The 19,612-nt window shown below is 34.1% G+C and carries 14 protein-coding genes; all 14 read left to right on the top strand.

The features are described from left to right. Positions 1 to 17 precede the first annotated feature (17 nt). On the top strand, positions 18 to 1,772 hold the full coding sequence (locus AAC073_RS03385; protein ID WP_339922427.1) for a thiamine pyrophosphate-binding protein: 1,755 nt from the start codon (positions 18 to 20) through the stop codon (positions 1,770 to 1,772). A 44-nt stretch (positions 1,773 to 1,816) separates the two neighbouring features. Continuing rightward, a complete protein-coding gene (locus tag AAC073_RS03390) occupies positions 1,817 to 2,902 on the top strand; it encodes a polysaccharide pyruvyl transferase family protein (protein ID WP_339922428.1) in 1,086 nt (361 codons plus the stop codon). 41 nt (positions 2,903 to 2,943) lie between these two features. Further along, the gene (locus AAC073_RS03395) at positions 2,944 to 3,960 is read left to right on the top strand and encodes a glycosyltransferase family 2 protein (protein WP_339922429.1); all 1,017 of its coding nucleotides are present in this window, start codon (positions 2,944 to 2,946) and stop codon (positions 3,958 to 3,960) included. A gap of 256 nt (positions 3,961 to 4,216) precedes the next feature. Beyond that, positions 4,217 to 5,041 (top strand): glycosyltransferase family 2 protein, encoded by an 825-nt coding sequence (locus tag AAC073_RS03400; RefSeq protein ID WP_339922430.1) that lies wholly within the window; start codon positions 4,217 to 4,219, stop codon positions 5,039 to 5,041. An 82-nt stretch (positions 5,042 to 5,123) separates the two neighbouring features. Further along, a complete protein-coding gene (locus AAC073_RS03405) occupies positions 5,124 to 6,446 on the top strand; it encodes an O-antigen polymerase (RefSeq protein WP_339922432.1) in 1,323 nt (440 codons plus the stop codon). A 35-nt stretch (positions 6,447 to 6,481) separates the two neighbouring features. Continuing rightward, a complete protein-coding gene (locus tag AAC073_RS03410; RefSeq protein ID WP_339922433.1) occupies positions 6,482 to 7,636 on the top strand; it encodes a glycosyltransferase in 1,155 nt (384 codons plus the stop codon). A gap of 9 nt (positions 7,637 to 7,645) precedes the next feature. Further along, complete coding sequence (locus AAC073_RS03415) at positions 7,646 to 8,734, top strand: glycosyltransferase family 1 protein (protein WP_339922434.1); 1,089 nt, start codon at positions 7,646 to 7,648, stop codon at positions 8,732 to 8,734. Positions 8,735 to 8,950: 216 nt separating this feature from the next. Beyond that, positions 8,951 to 9,700, top strand: coding sequence for a glycosyltransferase family 2 protein (locus AAC073_RS03420; RefSeq protein WP_339922435.1), 750 nt, complete (start codon positions 8,951 to 8,953; stop codon positions 9,698 to 9,700). Positions 9,701 to 9,787: 87 nt separating this feature from the next. Continuing rightward, complete coding sequence (locus AAC073_RS03425; RefSeq protein ID WP_339922436.1) at positions 9,788 to 10,735, top strand: NAD-dependent epimerase/dehydratase family protein; 948 nt, start codon at positions 9,788 to 9,790, stop codon at positions 10,733 to 10,735. A 1,687-nt stretch (positions 10,736 to 12,422) separates the two neighbouring features. Then, complete coding sequence (locus tag AAC073_RS03430; protein ID WP_339922437.1) at positions 12,423 to 13,379, top strand: glycosyltransferase family 4 protein; 957 nt, start codon at positions 12,423 to 12,425, stop codon at positions 13,377 to 13,379. Positions 13,380 to 13,583: 204 nt separating this feature from the next. Then, positions 13,584 to 14,750 (top strand): DegT/DnrJ/EryC1/StrS family aminotransferase, encoded by a 1,167-nt coding sequence (locus tag AAC073_RS03435; protein WP_339922438.1) that lies wholly within the window; start codon positions 13,584 to 13,586, stop codon positions 14,748 to 14,750. 10 nt (positions 14,751 to 14,760) lie between these two features. Continuing rightward, positions 14,761 to 15,351 carry a sugar transferase gene (locus AAC073_RS03440; RefSeq protein ID WP_339922439.1) on the top strand — a complete coding sequence of 197 codons (591 nt, stop codon included), beginning with the start codon at positions 14,761 to 14,763 and terminating at the stop codon, positions 15,349 to 15,351. 25 nt (positions 15,352 to 15,376) lie between these two features. Continuing rightward, positions 15,377 to 15,955: an acetyltransferase gene (locus tag AAC073_RS03445; protein WP_339922440.1), complete on the top strand. Its 579-nt coding sequence runs from the start codon at positions 15,377 to 15,379 to the stop codon at positions 15,953 to 15,955. Between the two features lie 699 nt (positions 15,956 to 16,654). Continuing rightward, positions 16,655 to 18,577 carry a nucleoside-diphosphate sugar epimerase/dehydratase gene (locus tag AAC073_RS03450; RefSeq protein WP_339922568.1) on the top strand — a complete coding sequence of 641 codons (1,923 nt, stop codon included), beginning with the start codon at positions 16,655 to 16,657 and terminating at the stop codon, positions 18,575 to 18,577. Positions 18,578 to 19,612: the final 1,035 nt, after the last annotated feature.

The following is a 19,612-nucleotide window of genomic DNA, read 5'->3' on the forward strand; positions in this document are numbered from 1 at the left end:
TAACTAATTTTTGTACTATGAACACAATGTATACAGATGAGAAAAATGTACAAGTTCTATTGTCTTTATTAAAAGCAAATGGAATTAAACGAATAATTGCATCACCAGGGAGCGCTAATTCACCCTTTGTCGCAAGTGTTCAATTTGATAAGTATTTTGAGGTTTATTCTTGTGTAGATGAAAGATCAGCTGCGTATTTAGCTTGTGGACTTGCTTCAGAGACAAATGAACCAGTTGTAATAAGCTGTACTGGAGCAACTGCTTCTAGAAATTATTCACCAGGCTTAACAGAGGCTTATTATCGAAAACTTTCTGTTTTAGCTATAACTTCTACCCAACCGTTAAGTAAAGTAGGGCACCATATAGCACAAGTTATTGATAGATCTATTATTCCTAAAGATGTCGCAAAATTAAGTGTGACATTACCTATTATAAAGGATGCAGAGGATGAATGGGATTGTATGATATCGGTAAATAAGGCTATTCTTGAATTAAACCGATCTGGAGGTGGACCTGTTCATATAAATTTACAAACGAGTTCCCAAAGTACATATACAACAAAAGAACTCCCTTCTTACCGTAAAATTTCCCGGTTTACCAAAGAAGATGAATTACCTAAATTACCTAAAGTTAATAAAATAGGTGTTTTTGTAGGCTCACATAAAAAATGGACACAAAGTGAAACAGATACACTAGAGAAATTCTGTTTATCTACAGGAGCAATTGTATTGTGTGACCATACAAGTGGATATTATGGGAAGAACCGATTGTTATTTTCATTAGTAGGTTCCCAGCAGTTCCTTGAGAAATCTCAATTAAAACCTGATTTAATGATACATATTGGGGAGATTACTGGAGATTATACATTGTCTACTTTTTCTGGTTCCGAAGTTTGGCGTGTTAACCCTGATGGTGAAATAAGAGATACTTTTCGTAAGTTAACTAATGTATTTGAAATGAGCGAATTATCTTTTTTTAAATCCTATTCTAACGATAAGAAAAACAATAATTCATATTTTGACTTGTGTCAAAAGGCTCTTCAATCAATTAGGGAAAACATTCCTGAATTGCCCTTTTCAAATATATATTTGGCTTCGAAAATGGCCAATGAAATTCCTCAAAATTCAGTAGTACATCTTGCAATATTGAATAGTTTACGGTCTTGGAATCTTTTTGATTTTCCAAAAGGTGTCGAATCAATGTGTAATGTTGGTGGGTTTGGAATTGACGGTTGTCTATCATCGCTTATTGGTGCTTCATTTGCAAATAGAAAGAAAAAGTATTATTGTGTAACTGGGGATTTAGCTTTCTTTTATGACATGAATGTATTGGGAAACAGAGATGTCGGGAGTAATGTAAGAGTCTTGGTTGTGAATAATGGAAAAGGAACTGAGTTTAAACAATATAAACACCATACCTCACATTTTCGTGATTATGCAGATGATTTCATTTCTGCAGCTGGCCATTTTGGTAATCAATCACCATTATTGGTTAAACATTATGCTGAAAACCTTGGATTTGAATATATATCAGCTAACAATAAAGAAGAATTCCAAACAGTTTATAAGCGTTTCTTACATTCTGAATGTACTGATCGTCCTCTACTTTTCGAAGTATTTACAAATAGTGAGGACGAAAGTAAGGCTTTGGAAATGATAGTGAACATTAAAAAAGATTTTAAGCCAGCTGCTAAAGATTCTGTTAAAAATCTTGCCACCTCATTAATAGGAAAAAGTGGTCTAGGATTGCTTAGGGATCTGAAGAAAAGTTAATTTTTTAGATAAATTAATTTCTATTTTAAACACTTACATTAAGAATGAAAAAAATTAAGATTTTAACATTTGTAAATGAAAATAATTATGGTGCTTTATTGCAATCTTTTGCATTACAAGAGGCCTGTAAATCAATTGGTTTCACTGCCTCTTTTATTGACTACAAATTCCGTCGACCTAATGGTGGAACTCTAAGTAAAGTGTTATTTTGGATTAAAAATCCTTTTATAATCTTACAAAAATTCAAAATTCTGCCTACTCCAGAGCCAGTAGATTTTTCATCTTTTGTAGACTTTAGGAATAGGTATTTGTCAATTGAAGGTGAATCTTATTCTAATTTTAATAAATTATCATCTCATCCTCCAAATGCGGACGTCTATATAACTGGAAGTGATCAAGTTTGGAGTCCAAGGATTGTATCTAAGGAGGACTTAAAAAGTTTTTTTCTATGTTTTGGTGATCAAAAAGTAAAAAGAGTAAGTTACGCAGCAAGTTTTGGAGGAGAGTCATTATCAGAAGAATACATTAATTTTATATCAAACGTTTCCTTAGGTTTTGATTTTTGTTCAATTAGAGAAAAGGATAATAACGGGATATTGAAAAAAATAGGTGTTGATGATTATAAATTGGTGCCAGATCCAACCCTATTAGTTGAGTGGTCTAAGGTTCAGGATCTTTCTATTTCTAAACATAAAAATATAGAAATTGGATTATTTATTTTAAATCCCAAACATCGTGAAATATTTTTTAGTACGGTCAATGCCTTATATTCTGAATCCAATCCATTTGAAGTCAATTTAGATTCGAAAGGAAATTCTGTTAATCCATTTGTATGGATAGAAAATATAAGTAAGTGTCAGTTTTTTGTTACTGATTCATACCATGCTGTAATTTTTTGTATTTTGACAAGAACAAAGTTTGCAGTCTTATTACATGATGGAGAGGGTTCAGCAAGAAATCTTCGAATTATTGAACTGTTGAGTCGATTTGGTTTGGAAGATAGAAGTTCTAAAGATTTTAATAGTAAAGATTTAACGCAGTTAATGAAAAATGAAATTGACTGGATTGATGTAGAAAAACGACTTATTGATTATAGAAAAATTGGGTTAGAATTTCTTAAGTCTATTTAAATTTTATTAGCCTACTAAGTATTCAATCTATTTTAGCTTTAATGATATCTTTTTCTATAATTACCCCTGTATTTAACACTTCTACTTGGTTAGAAGCCTGTATTAATTCTGTTATTGATCAAACGTATTTTAACTGGGAGTTGATCCTCGTAGATGATGGATCTACTGATGGATCTTGGATGATTTGTGAATCTTTAAAGGAAATAGATGCTCGTATTAAACCTATTAGACAAAAAAATCAAGGGGTTGTGGCTGCTCGATTTAACGGGTTTCAAACTTCTTCAGGAAATGTAATTTTGTTTTTAGATTCTGATGATAAATTGAGGCCTTATGCGCTTCAAGGAATTGAAAAAGAAATGAGGAGTGGTAATTTTGACCTGCTAAGATTCGGATTTGATTACTGTGACATGAATTGGAATTCAAAACAAACTCTTTTGCCCCCCCTATCTGGTAGTTTAGAGCGACGAAGTTTGATGTTAGAAAATCATGGTCCGTTAAAGCAATATTCATCCCCTAGTATTTGGGACAAAGCTTATACTCGAGAATTAGCAAGTAAAGTTTTTGCACTTACTAAGGATAAACGTATTAAACATTCAGAAGATATGTTATTTTCCTTAACCGCTTTGGTCTTATCCCATAATACGTTTTTTTTGAAAAAAGCTTGTTATCTTTATTTGCAAAGACCTGGTTCAGCTATTCATTCTCTTAATATAAATTCTATAAATGATAAGGAATCATATATAGAAGGTTTGGTTCATTTATTAGATATTTTACCAAATGAATATCATAAAAGATTGAAGAAGCTTATTAACGAAGAATCTAATGAAGCTATTACCTATGTTTTAAACAATGGTTCTTGTTATGCCAAAGGGTATTATGATCTTACTAAAATTATCATAAATTTAAAAAAGTCCACTCTTTATCGGAAATATGTTTTGATGGTAAACCGAAAACCTAAATATCTTTTACGTGATATTTTGCTTCATATCCCTCCATTTTTCGCAATATTGTTAATTTCCAGAGTGAAATTTAATAAAATAATTAATTATTTTAGATGATTAAAATTTCTTTTTTGATTTCGTTTGCTTCATTTTGTTCGGTTATGATAAAATACTGTAAATTGAATTATGTACTATATGTTTATTTATAACTTTTTGAATCGTTTACGAAAAATCATTTAAATTATATATAATTAGTTAATTCTATTACCATAAATCTCATATAGGAATTTTAATATTTTGAATTATTCAAATTTTTTAAAAAATTTTAATTAAAAAATATTATATACTGTTTACTATCTTTATTATTACTAATATGATTAGAATAGCCGTTCTTTTAACTTGCTATAATAGAGTCCAATCCACTTTAAAATGTTTAAATCAATTATTTGAAAGCGAATTACCTGATACTTTCCAATTGGATGTGTTTTTGGTTGATGACAATTCACCTGATAATACTGGGAGATGCGTTAAAGAGGCCTTTCCTAAGGTAAATGTCATCGAAGGTTCTGGTAATTTATTTTGGAATCATGGAATGCATCTAGCTTGGGAAGAAGCTGCGAAAATCAATGATTTTGACTTCTATTTTTGGTTAAACGATGATACCTTTATTTTCCCAAATGCAATATTAAATATTGTTAATGATTATTATTCAGTTAAAAAGGAAAAACTAAAAGAGACAATTATTATTAGTACAGTAGTTGATCCTGAAACACATGAAATTAGCTACGGAGGAAGGAAGAATGGGTTATTGTTAGCCCCTATTGGAAGTCCTTTGGAATGTGATACTGTAAATGGAAATTTCGTTCTTATCCCTAAAGAGATTTTCCATACGATTGGCAATATGAATACTGCCTTTACTCATGGAATGGGTGATATCGATTACGGTTTAAGAGCTATTGAAAAAGGTTTTCTTGTAAATATCGCTAGTAAATTATGTGGATATTGTGCTAATAATCCTAAAGTCCCTTGGTTTAGTTCAGATTTTACCTTTAGTCAAAGATATGACTTGCTATTTCAAAAAACTAATGGGAATATTAAGGAATATTTGCATTTTGTTCGTATCCATAAAGGTTTACCTTATATGTTTCTAAGTTTTTCTAAAACAGTAATAAGGTTGTTTTTTCCTAAATTGTTTTAATCTGAACATCAAATTTTATTTTCAGATATTTTATGCCTAAAATATATTCTAATGTTTCATTTATAAATCTAAAGCGAAAGTAATGAGTATTTTTTATAAATTATTTTTTTTTATTTCTGTACTCATAATATTTGTAACATTAGATTTAAATATTTTCAACCCAGTTGATTGTACTTTTGTTATTTTATTATTTATTAACTCCATTGCTTTATTTAGTTACGCTCGTCAACCTATTTCAATTTTTAGAAATATTCAATTATTTTTCTCTTTTTTTCTTATTCTTGCTCCTTTTATTCAGTTTAAAGAATCTATTGTTTTTTGGGGTAATACCTCTTTTTCTCAGTATGACTATTTTGAATGTAATATTATTTTAATTTTAATACTTTCTTCGTATTGTTTATTCTATTATTATTTTCAAAATAAATTATTTATATCTAAATTCAATAAGATTTTTGTAGACTTTATTCAGACTAGTAATAATATTAATATCCTTAAATTAGTATTATTATATTTTATCTCCATAGGATGTTTTTTTATTACTTTTTCCAATAATGGTTATAGTATCATGAGTTTAATGTTTAGAGGTGGGGAATTTTCTGAAATGTCATCTAGTATTACAGGGCCATTATGGCTTATTTCTCAGTATTTTGTTAGACCATTGCCAATGATTTTGTTTTTATCCTATTACATATATAAAAATAGGATTGATTTTCATTTTATTGTTTTCGGGTTTATGGCTATTTTAACTGCTTTCCCTCTTGGAATGGCTCGATTTAGTATTGCGGCCTTATATATTCCTTTATTGATATTGTTCTTTCCTATTTTGCGTAAGAAATTTAATTTTACAATAACTTTTGTTTTTGGATTATTGTTTCTTTTTCCTTTTATGGATACATTTAGGAGATATACGTCAGATACCAATTTAAAGTTTGGACTCGATTTTGATATGTTTAAGGAGGGTCATTTTGATACTTATCAAAGTATCCTTTCTGTTTTAAAACATGATATAATAACATATGGAAATCAATTATTTGGAGTTGTGTTTTTTTGGGTTCCTAGGAGTTTATGGCCTAATAAACCAATTGGATCAGGTGCATTTAGTGCAGAATTATCTAATTTAGATTTCGCAAATATTTCGATGAACTTTTTTGCTGAAGGATATATTAATTTTGGTTATTTTGGTATATTTCTGTTTACTATCTTATTGTCTTATCTCTCTGCGTATTTTGATATTAAATTTTATAAAGATAAAAACTCGAATAGGTTATTTATTTTATGGTACTATATTTTTGTTGGTTTTACCTTTTATATTTTAAGAGGCGATTTATTAAGTTCCTTTGCTTATCTTATTGGTTTTACTTTGGGATTTTTATTGGTTAAAAAGATTTTAATTGTAAAAAATTAATTTTTTTAATATGTTGTTCTTTTATTTAATTATTTATGAAAACCATTAGATTTTTTACAAATATTGCTCCCCACTATCGTAAACCTTTATGGATGCGACTATTGAAGTCAAATGAAATAGATATTAATTTCTATTTTGGGGATCCTGGAAAAACTGGAATTAAAGAAATTGATTTTGATAGTTTAGATATTTTGGAATTTAACAATAGACTTATAAGAATCAAAAATTTCTGGATTTTAAATAAAATTGTGTTTTGGCAGTCTGGAGTTATTAAAAACTGTCTTTTAAAAAAAATGGATGTTTCCATTTTTACTGCTGAAATGAATTGTATTTCTACTTGGATTGCAGCCATTATTTGTCGGATGCGAAATATTGAAGTTGTGTTTTGGGGCCACGGAATCTATGGTAATGAATCCAAAGTAAAGTTATTTTTTCGAAAATTATTTTACAGATTGGCAGATAAACATCTACTTTATGAAAGAAGAGGGAAATCATTGATGCTTCAAAATGGGTTTAATCCAGATAAACTGTATGTGATTTTCAATTCTTTAGATTATGATTTACACCTTAAACTTAGGGAGAAGTTTGAATTATTAAATAAAGCTGATGTTTTCCCTTTTTTTGGTAATCCTGAACTGCCTGTTTTAATTTTTATTGGTCGGTTAACTCCCCAAAAAAGGGTTGAGCTTGTCATTGAAGCTGTTAAATTGATTAATGCTGATCAAGTCTTGTTTAATTTATTGATTATAGGAGATGGATCAGAACGTGAGAATTTAACTGAACGTAGTAAAAAGGGTATCAATAATAATTGGATTCATTTTACTGGAGGTTTGTATGATGAAAATCTTATTTGCAAGTATTTGTATTGTTCAGATCTTTGCGTTTCTCCTGGGAATGTAGGCCTAACTGCTATACATTCATTAAGTATGGGGACTCCAGTTGCTACCCATAATAATTTCTTTAATCAAATGCCTGAGGTTGAATCTATAATTGAGGGATTTAACGGATTTCTTTTTCCAGAAAATTCCATTGCGATAATGCGTAATAAGATTTTGGATTGGGTTCGTATGGTGAAACAAAGAGAATTAATTCGTTTAAATTGCTATAAAGTTGTCGACGAAAAATACAATCCAAAAAATCAACTTATAATAATTCAACGAATTTTAAATAGCGAAAAACCAACTTTATAATAATTATTTATGTTAAAAAATATTTTATTTGATAATGTAATTTTTGATTTACAAATGTCAGGAGGTATTTCTGTTTATTGGAAAGAAATTATTTCTAGGGCTCTTTCTGAAAGTAAAATGGACTCTTTTTTTTTAGAGAGCGCCACAAGTGCTGGAAGTAATATATTTAGAAAGGAAGTTTCCATTCCATTAGATAAAATTATTGTAAATAATTCTATCTTTCCTTTAATTGTTTCAAGATATCTTCCGGTTTCTACTGTCAATTCTTTTAATATTTTCCACTCTAGTTATTATCGTTATAATAATAATAAAAATATTAATAATATTACGACCGTTCATGATTTTACATATGAAAAATTTAATAAGGGTATAGTTAAACATATTCATTCTCAACAAAAAAAGACTGCATTGTTTAACTCTGAAGCAATAATTTGTGTTTCTGAAAATACTAAAAATGATTTATTATATTATTATCCAAAATTAGAAGAAAGTAAAATTTCTGTTATACATAATGGGGTAGGAGATAGCTTTTTCCCCATTGATAATAATGTTAACTTTTTTGATTCTTCTTTTCCTTTTGAAATGGATGGTTTTATTCTTTTTGTGGGTGATCGGAAAAGCCATTTTAAAAATTTTGATTTAGTAGTTAAAGCTAGCAAAAAGTTGGAAATCCCCCTTGTTTTAGTTGGTGGCGGAAGTTTATCTAAAAATGAATTAGAGTTTTTGGATGGTTCATTAAAGGCAAATCGTTATAAACAATATTTAGGTATAGATAATGTTTGTTTAAATCAATTATACAATGCTGCCTTATGCCTTCTATATCCAAGTAACTACGAAGGTTTTGGAATTCCAATAATTGAAGCACAAAAAGCTAAATGCCCTGTAGTTTGTGCAGCAGTTTCCTCTTTACCTGAAGTCAGTAATGATCATGTTTTTTACTTTGAAAATTTCACTGATTCTTCAATTGTTGAGGCTGTGAAAAGAGTTAAAAACACCTCGATTTCAGATGTACTAAATAATGGGTATATTAATTCTAAAAGATTTAGTTGGCAATCTTGCTATGAACGTACTTTTGAGGTTTATAATAAATTCATGTAGAAATTTTTCAAATGTTTAGAATATTAGAAATGGTTATTATCAGTTTCCGTTTCTTCTAACTGTTTTGTGAAGAACTCTTGCCTTATGAATATTAACCAATTCTTATTTTCTGTGTGTTCACTTTCTTTATTATATTTAGCTTCTCATATAATTTTTAGAACAATACAATAGCTAGAGTTTTTAAAACGCATTATTAATTCTTAAATCACCTTATAATTGAAAATCAGCTTAATTACTGTCACCTATAATTCAGCCAAGACTTTACAGGATACGATTTCTTCTGTAGCCAAACAAGTTCATCCGGAAATTGAATACATAATTGTAGACGGGAATTCAAAAGATGGTACGGTGGCTATTTTAAAAGAAAATGAATCCACCATTAGCAAATGGGTTTCTGAACCGGATAAGGGAATGTACGATGCCATGAACAAGGGCATTAAAATGGCTACAGGAGATGTGGTAGGTATATTAAACTCGGATGATTTCTTTTATGATTCCCATGTTCTTGCTGAAATTGCTAATGCTTTTAAGTCAGCTAGCACAGATGCCGTAATTGGTGACATTGTTTTTGTGGATGACAAAGATGCGGATAAAATTATCAGGAGGTATTCAGCAAAAAAATGGAAACCTTCAAAATTTGCCTGGGGCTATATGCCTCCTCACCCTTCTTTCTTTGTAAGGAAAGCGTTTTTTGAAAAGTTGGGACCGTATAAAACGGACTATAAAATTGCTGCCGATTATGAACTGCTCATACGCTTTTTGCTTAAGGGAGGCTTGCGATGGAAGTACTTGCCTATTGTTACTACCAAGATGCGTATGGGAGGGCTTAGTACTCAAGGTTTACAAAGTTTGATCACGCTTAACAAAGAGATTGCACGGGGATGCAGAGAAAACGAAGTGTATACCAACCTGGCCATGATTTATTCCAAATACCTTTTTAAACCCTTTGAATTTATTTTTAAGTAGGGCTAATCTTGTTAGTAATTAAAACAAACCTCATCCTCAATAATTATCAAAAACTTTTACCCCTAGCTAAACCTAGCTTCGATAAATATGAATAATACGCCTTCTTTTCTAATTACCGGCTCGACTGGTTTTGTTGGTCAAAATCTTTGTGATTACCTTAAGTCGGAAGGTGTTGAGAATATTGTCTCCTTGTTAAGAAAGGATGACAATGGTCTAGAAAAAGCATTGACTTATGATAAGTTTTTTTTGGATGTAGCTTCTTCAGCAACGCATTATATACACTTGGCAGGTAAAGCACATGATCTAAAAAAAACCAGTGATGATCAAGCCTATTTTGATGTGAACTATGGTTTAACTAAAAAACTTTACGATAAATTTTTGGCCGATCCTGAAGCCAAAAATTTTGTATTTATAAGTTCGGTAAAGGCATGTGCAGATACCGTAGAGGGTTGGCTTACAGAAGAAACAAAATGTGATCCTGTTACGCCCTATGGGAAATCTAAACTTCAGGCTGAGAATTACATTCTTGAAAACCTGCCTGCCGACAAACGAGTATATATCCTTCGTCCATGCATGATTCATGGCCCAGGGAACAAGGGTAATCTCAACTTACTCTTTGCCTTTGCTAAAAAAGGATTGCCTTTTCCCTTGGCGGCTTTTGATAATCAACGCTCTTTCTTGTCTGTGGATAACCTATGTTGGGTTATTCTTCAATTATTAAATAAAGACATTCCTTCGGGGGTTTATCAGGTGTCTGATGATGGAACCTTTTCTACCAATGATTTGATTCGCTTGATGGCGGGCTCGCTTGCCAAGAAAGCAAGACTTTGGAAGATACCAACCTCATTGATTATTTCGGGTGCAAAAGTAGGGGATAAGCTTCATTTGCCCCTTACCTCCGAAAGGTTACAAAAATTAACGGAGAGCTATAAGGTGAGCAATAAGAAATTACTAAACGAGTTAGGCAGTAATTTGCCGATAAGTGCTGAAAAAGGATTGAAGAAAACCTTTGAATCTTTTAAAGCTATTAAATGATTTAGTTTTCCCTTTACCTTAAAAAATTGATAAGCTACAGGTATCCGTATTGGATCGCTTGTAGCTTTTTATGTTTTAAGGAAAACCCGTCATTGCGAGGCTTAGGGGAGGCTTTGTGCGGCGCAAGCCGAAGCAATCCCCGCAGGAAAATACTTTCGTAAATTGTCTTGGCTTTATCTTTCCATTTGAAAAGGCTTCGTAAATACTAAACCAGCTGAGACTGCCGCAGCCTTTCCTCGCTTTCCCCCTCGCAAAAGGCTTCGCAGTGACGCTAAATGATCGTCATTGCGAGGCTTAGGGGAGGCTTTGAGCGGAGCAAGCCGCGGCAATCCCTGCTGGTAAAAAGACTCGGAGGATGTTATGGTTTTATCATTCCAGTTGAAAAGGCTTCGTAAATACTAAACCAGCTGAGACTGCCGCAGCCTTTCCTCGCTTTTCCCCTCGCTAGAGGCTTCGCAGTGACGATTGGTCGAATTGCCGCAGCCTTCCCCAAGGCCCTGCTAGGGCAAAGGGTTCGCAATGAGGGTTAGTTACCGTCATTGCGAGGCTTAGTGGAGGCTTTGTGCAGAGCAAGCCGCGGCAATCCCTGCTGGTAAAAAGACTCGGAGGATGTTATGGTTTTATCATTCCAGTTGAAAAGGCTTCGTAAATACTAAACCAGCTGAGACTGCCGCAGCCTTTCCTCGCTTTCCCCCTCGCAAAAGGCTTCGCAGTGACGATTACTGAGATTGCCACACCCTTTGCCATCGCTACGGTCAACAAAAAGGGTTCGCAATGACGACTGATTTGTCGCCACCGCCTTGGTGATATCAAAGAGGCTTCGCAGTGACGCTAAATGATCGTCATTGCGAGGCTTAGGGGAGGCTTTGTGCGGAGCAAGCCGCGGCAATCCCTGCAGGTAAATAGGCTCCGAGATTGTTATGGTTTTATCATTCTATTTGAATAGGCTTCGTAAATACTAAACCAGCTGAGACTGCCGCAGCCTTTCCTCGCTTATCCCCTCGCTAAAGGCTTCGCAGTGACGATTGCTGAATTGCCACATCCTTTCCCAAGGCCATGCCAACGCAAAAGGGTTCGCAATGACGACTGATTTGTTGCCACCGCCTTGGGGATATCGAAGAGGCTTCGCAGTGACGATTGTTGGATTACCACACCCTTTTCCAATGCTTCGGCCACCCAAAAGGGTTCGCAATGACGAAGTAACAAAGACTACCATTAAAATTAAATCGTCATTGTAAGTCTTAGGCTGGGCCTTGTGCGCGGATAGTGGGGATCTCCGTGATGGAAAAATCCCCCTGCACCCCCTTTGAAAAGGGGGATTTACTCACGTTGCTGCGTTTATTTTAAGGATGATACTGCTTGGCCAAATTTTGTTTTCCCTACCGCTAGAAATACACATTGATCAAAAAACTATCTACTAAAAATCTTGAATATTTCCGTTTAGATCAATGATTCCGACTCCCCCTTAAAAAGGGGGCTAGGGGGATTTTTACGAGAATAACCAGAATTACCAAATAACATGTGGTAACAAAGACTGCCGCACCGATACCTAATGCTTGGACCTGCCTATAAAAGGGTTCGCAATGACGATAATATAAATTTCACCCCGAACCCAGGACAATAGTAATCCCCAATACCAGAGTTTTTTAAAGTTTCCTTATATTTGCGCTTCCAAAACCAAATTTTTATGTACTATTTCATTGTTTTTCTGTTGCTATTGGCTGCTCAACTCTTGTATTTTCTTATTGCGGATAAGTATAACATTATAGACAAACCCAATGAACGTTCCTCCCATACCAAGGCTACCATCCGAGGGGGAGGAGTTGTTTTTGTATTGGCTGTTTTTTTATCCTGGATATTGGGGGTAGCCACTTGGCCTTTGGCACTGGGAATATTATTGGTGGGGGTTGTAAGTATGGTGGATGACATTCGTCCGCTACATCAATTGCCAAGAATTTCGGTGCATTTATTGGCTACGGGATTGTTGATTTATGATATCAGTCAAGGTACCTCCCTGGGGCTATGGATTCCAGTATTATTTTTCCTATTAATAGGATGGACCAATTTGTTCAATTTTATGGATGGCATCAATGGTATTACCGTTCTGTATGCCCTGGTGACTTTACTAACCTTTTATCAGCTTCCTTCTTTGACTTCAGACAAAGAGCTGATCCTTATTGTTGGTATTTCCGCCTTGATTTTTGCCTGGTTTAATGTGAGAAAAAAAGCCAAGTCCTTTGCAGGGGATGTAGGCAGCATAAGCATGGCCATGGTGCTCGGGTACTTGATGATCAAGCTGGTTTTCATTACGCAGAATCCTTTTTACCTGTTCTTCTTTAGCCTTTATGGAATTGATGCCTGCATGACCATTTTCATCAGGTTATCTAAGAAGGAAAACATTTTTAAGCCACACCGTACCCACCTTTATCAATACCTGGTAAATGAAAAAGGTTATTCTCATTTGTCCATTTCAATTTCCTATGCAGTCCTTCAATTATTAATAAATGCTATTTGGCTATATGGCATAGGTTTGGAGGAAATATACTGGATACCAGGATTAATTTTTGTGGGCGTTTTAATCCCTGTTTATTTCTTTTTACGCAAATATGCCCAACCTGCGAAAATAAATTTTGATCCCTCCTAATTTTTCCAATTTTTTAAATACTGCAAAATCCTATTTTAAATTAGAAAAAATGTAGCTTCAATAATCAAAAATGTAATTAGATTTTTACGGTTAAAAATAGGATATTTTGGTCTATTCGGTTGGGAAAAAACCCTTTGGTATTGTTTATGATTCGCTTAGATTTGTCTTATACTCCATTGTATAGGCAGTAGCAAACATTTAAAAATGACTAAAGAAAAAGGGAACATTTATTTGTCTTCTCCCCAATTTACGGGGGAGGAAATTGAGTATGTACAGCGTGCTTTAGATCAAGAAAATATTGCTACCAATGGCGTTTTTATCAGGCAATTTGAAATGGCTATACAAGAGCGATTTGATTCAGCTCATACTGTAGCCCTAAACTCAGGAACTTCTTCCATTCACCTGTCTCTTCACTTATTGGGTGTAGGCCCAGGAGACGAGGTGATTTGCCAAACTTTTACGTATATCGCCTCTACGAATCCGATTTTGTACCTGGGGGCTAAACCCATCTTTGTAGACAGTGAAGAAAGTACCTGGAACATGTGTCCTGAGAAATTAGGACATAGTATTGAAGACTGTATTGCACGGGGAAAAAAACCCAAAGCCATCATTGTTGTCAATCTTTTTGGAATGCCAGCGAATTGGCCCGAACTGTTATTAGTGGCCCAGAGGTATGACATACCTATGGTAGAGGATGCCGCCGAATCTGTTGGCGCTAAAATAGGGGACAAGTTTACTGGAACTTTCGGCGACTTAGGCATCTATTCCTTCAATGGAAATAAAATAATTACCACTGGAGGCGGTGGTGCCCTTTTGACCAATAATAGGTTTTGGGATAAAAAAGCTCGTTACTTTTCCACCCAAGCAAAATTGGATTTCCCTTATTTTGAGCATATTGAGATGGGCTTCAATTACAAAATGAATAATATTTCTGCTGGAATTGGCTTGGCCCAATTGGACGTTCTGGAAAATAGAATTGAGAAAAGGAGAAATATTTATGCCTATTATAAAAGGAATTTAGAAATGCTACCTGGTATAGCCTTTTTAAAAGAACCAGAAGGTTATTTCTCTAACAGGTGGCTGACTACGATTATCATTGAGCCTGACAGGGCAGGCTTTAAGGCAAGTGATTTAAGAGAGTTTCTCTTAAAAGATGGGATAGAATCCAGGTTTTTGTGGAAACCCATGCATTTGCAACCCATGTATAAAAACGCACCCTACTATGGGGGCAACATAGCAGAAAACTTATTTTTAAAGGGCCTTTGTTTACCTAGTGGTTCTGGATTGAATGAGGAGGAATTGGATAGGATTATCAATGCTGTTTTTATACTGCACAAAGAGGTGATATTGAAAACTGAGAAAACAGTTTAACTGTGAAATCATGAGCAAGCAAATTTTTGATATCGTTGTTTCCACTTGCCTGCTATTATTTTTTATCCCGGTAATGTTGTTTGTTGGTTTTCTTTTATTTTGGAAAAATAAGGGGAAAGTGTTTTTTGTTCAGCCCAGAACAGGTAAAAATGGAAAGCTTTTTAAATTACTCAAATTTAAAACCATGTCTGACGGCTATGATACAGATGGTACGTTACTGTCAGATGAACTCCGTTTGACACCTATTGGTACTATGCTAAGGAGCACTTCCTTAGATGAGTTGCCGCAATTAATTAATGTGCTGAAAGGAGAGATGAGTCTTGTCGGTCCTCGGCCCTTACTTCCTGAATACCTACCCTTATATTCATTAGAGCAAAATTCGAGGCATAATGTTTTACCAGGGATCACAGGGCTTGCTCAAGTAAAAGGAAGGAACAATATTGACTGGAAAACAAAATTCAGATATGATGTTTGGTATGTCAGAAACAGGAATTTTTCCCTGGACCTGAAAATTATGGTATTGACAATCAAGCCATTTCTTAAAAGAGAGAACATAGAATTTCAAAATAATGTCAGTACCGCAAAGTTTACAGGACAATAACGGCCACCCTAAATTTTAATTTTACATGTACATTTTTGGCGCTTCAGGACAAGCTAGAGCAATAATAGATATTTTAGATCCAGCTGTGAAAATAGCAGGTGTATTTGATGATGATACTACCATCAAGGAAGTTCTTGGCTTTAAGGTAAGTGGGCCTGTTCCTGATTCCTTTGTATTTGATCAACCCCTGTTTATAGCCATTGGAAACAACAAGCGCAGAGAACAACTCTACCTTAAATTTCAGAAGCGCACGAAATTTGGGATTATTGTTCATGAATCCGCATTGGTAAGTAAGCGTTCTTTTATAGATGAAGGAACAGTGGTGATGGAAGGCGCCATTATAAAAGTAAATGCGACCATAGGTAAGCAGGTAATCGTAAATACCAGTTCCTCGATCGACCATGATTGTGTAGTAGGTGATTTTGTGCACATTGCCCCCCAGGCAACTTTGTGTGGCGGCGCGCAAATTGGGGAGGGCACTTTGGTTGGAGCCAATAGTACCATATTACCAAACGTGAAAATCGGGAAATGGTGCACCATAGCTGCAGGTGCAGTGGTAAGCAAAGACTTAACAGATGGTGCCACGCAAATTGGCTACAGTTAATCTAATTTTTTTCTTCATTTGAATGGCCTATTCTATCCAAGATCTGGTATTTTAGTGAAGCACTATTGGCATCTATATGCTACCAAGATTCCGAGGCATTTCAAGCTCATTTGTTTCTCATCCAATTCATTTTATTGATAAACCCTTCAATTAAATGCTGTATATTTGCAGCTAAATAATATAGGATAAATAAAATTTAAAGCTTGGTTTATCCTATAATTAGAGAGGCGTTTTTATTTACAGATAGGAATAATTCTCAAAATTTTAAAGGTCTAATCGACTAGAAACCCCTTGATTCATTAAAGATTACATTCATTTTATGAAAGTCCTTAAGCATAAATTTTCTGTAAGTATTAGTAAAGGTTTCGCAATTCAGGGTGATTTGCTTGGAGTAGGCTTGACTCTTACTGGATCTAACCTTTAGAAGAAGCCTTCCATAAATAAAACCTTAGGTTGCTGATCATGGCAGGCCAAAATTAGGGAGGTTTTCCCATTGTTATTGCTTAAAAATTGTGGAATTGCTGTTGGCGTAGCCATGTTTTCTCTAGTGATATATTTTGTTGATTCATAGAATATTACTATTAAGTGCTGGTCAATAAAAGGATTTAAGAACTACTTATATGTTATTTTTACTTAGTGCTGAAATTCGGTATATTTATTGCTAATTATTTTGCTAAAATTTTAATTGATTTGGAAAAAGTGCTGAATTCAAAATTAAACCCACTCAAAAATTTCCTAAAGAATGATAAGCATATCCATCCTTTGTTAATTCTATCGGTGGATATTTTTATTGTTTTTATTTCATTCACCTTCGCCTTCCTTATAATTGGGGGATTTGGATTTGACCAAATGGAGTTTTTTCAATACGTCTTAGTGACGAGTTGTTTTTGTGCCATTGCCTTGCCTGTAATCTATTTCTCCAAATTGCACACAGGGCTCCTCAGGTATTCCAATTCAACAGATCTTTTCCATATTTTTATTGCGGCATTGGGTTTCTCATTGCTTTTTGTAGGGTTTTATTATGGCTTGGGTCATCGATGGATCACCTTAAATACTAGTTTCCTGATGCTGGTGTTGTTGGTTAATTTCTTTATTGTTTCTACTTTGTTGATCGCTTTTAGGCTTCTGGCCAAAGCCACTTTCTTGGTGCTCATAAGTAAAATGTCCAATAGATCTGTTCATAAAGTACTGATTTATGGAGCTGACCAAAATGCCGTATTGGTCAAGCAGGCTTTAAGCAATGACCCTAACATTAATTATATAGTTGAGGGCTTTATTAGTACGGATAGAAGTATGCTAAACAATTATCTGGTACAAAAGAAAGTATATCATATAAAGGAGCTTGCTAGGCTTAAAAAGCAAAAAGACATTCAGGAATTATTAATTACCAATGAAAACCTAAATGGAAGAGACAAGCGAGTAGTAATCGAACGATGTATTCGCCTAGGCATTAAAGTATTTACCATACCACCAGCCAAAAACTGGCTTTCAGGTGAGCTACCGAGTAAGCAAATTAAAAAGTTACGTATAGAAGACCTTTTGCAGCGTAAGCCAATTGTCATAGACCAAAGTAAAGTAAAAAGTGACCTGGAAGGCAAAAAGGTTTTGGTTACAGGTGCTGCCGGTTCGATTGGTTCGGAAATTGTTCGGCAGGTACTTTCCTACAAGCCATCCTTATTGATTTTATGCGACCATGCTGAATCTCCATTGCATGAGATTCAATTGTCCATGGAGGACGAATTTCCAGGGGCTAAAATGGAAGTGGTACTGGCAGATGTTAGTAATTATGAAAGGATGCACAAACTATTCAATGTTTGTCGCCCGCAAATCGTTTATCATGCAGCCGCTTACAAGCATGTGCCGATGATAGAAAACAACCCATTTGAAGCCATATCTGTAAATGTAGGGGGAACCAGGAACATTGCTGATCTTTCGGTGTTTTTTAAGGTTGATAAATTTGTGATGGTCTCTACCGATAAAGCGGTAAATCCAACCAATGTGATGGGGGCCTCTAAACGCTTGGCGGAAATTTATACCCAATCCTTAAATGGCCAGGAGTCATGTGAAACCCGGTTCATAACGACACGTTTTGGAAATGTATTGGGATCCAATGGATCAGTAATACCTCGATTTCGGTCCCAGATTAAGAATGGTGGGCCAATTACAGTTACCCATCCCGAAATCACCAGGTATTTTATGACCATACCGGAAGCGGTACAATTGGTTTTGGAAGCAGGTACCATGGGGAAAGGTGGTGAGATTTTCGTTTTTGACATGGGTAAGCCTATTAAAATTGTAGACCTGGCCAAGAAAATGATACAGCTTGCAGGTTTAGAGGAAGGTAAAGACATTGATATTGTTTTCTCTGGGCTGCGACCTGGAGAAAAACTATATGAAGAATTACTTTCGTCTGCTGAACTAACGCAACCTACCCACCACCATAAGATTAGTATTGCTAAAGTACTTGAATATCCTTATTCCGAAGCAAATGTCGCTATTAGTGAATTGTTGGTGATAAACAAGCATCATGACAATCTGGCTGTAGTACAAAAAATGAAACGAATAATTCCAGAGTTTTTAAGCAAAAACTCGGTTTATGAAGGATTGGATAGCACCATCTGAAATGATTCAAAAAGCGCAGTATTTTTTAGATTAAAATTTAATGTTGAAGCCCTGATTATATAATAGGATTCATCAAGCCTATTCCGTGTTTAGGGGAGGCGTTTTCATCGCAATTTTATCTTGCTGTTTTGAGATTAAAGCATAGCATCGCTACTGCGAATTGAAAACAGCCCTTTTGTATGCCACGGCAGATCAGCACCTAATAGATTGTCTATTGCATATTTGGGGTTAAATATTTACTGTGGCTAAACTTGGTGTTGGCTTCTTTCTTCCTTCTTTGATAGCCCAAAAGAAAAAGAGTATACTAAACGTGTTCGGTCTTGGTCCAATGGTTAAACTTCATGTGATTTGTCCATTAAAGTTGTTGTTTTTTTCTTAGCCATGCCGGCTAGGTTGTAATATAGACTTAAATATGTTTTTTTCAATTTGTTAATAAAATTAAGAAAGTATTAACGAATTGAGAACTTTTGTGACGAGGAATTATGTATATAATAGGGACTGTTAGCATCAGTTTTTAGTTAGGGGGTAATTCTGGACTGAAAAAGAAAATTTTTTACCCCAAAACATAATTTTTTTAACCTAAAACGATTTTTTTTATTTCGTCATTTTTCCATTAAGAAGTGCAATAATTGATGTTTGAAAAGTAGAAAATGGTATAAAAGTGAAAATTAGGTTCCAAATGACCGATGAAAAATTAGAATTGCCTGGTTTCAATATAAACTGGTAATAGTGCTTTTTAAGGAAATTTACTATATTTGAGGACTTTATAAGACGGCTTAAAATTTATTAGATTTTTCTAAGTGGACATTTTATAAAGTAGAAAATAAACAGATTGTTTTTCAGCTCACTTAAATGAATATATCCCAGAATTTCCTTTTTAATTAATATATAGCTTTAAATACCATTGGATAAAATTCATAAATATTAATCTGTACCGCCATTCATTATACTAAATGTTAATTCTATTAAAATCAGCCCTTTATAACTTAAGTTTTGAATAGGCAAGCGTTTTGTATTTTCAAAATTTCGTTAAAA

This window comes from uncultured Cyclobacterium sp., from assembly GCF_963977555.1.
GTDB lineage: Bacteria > Bacteroidota > Bacteroidia > Cytophagales > Cyclobacteriaceae > Cyclobacterium.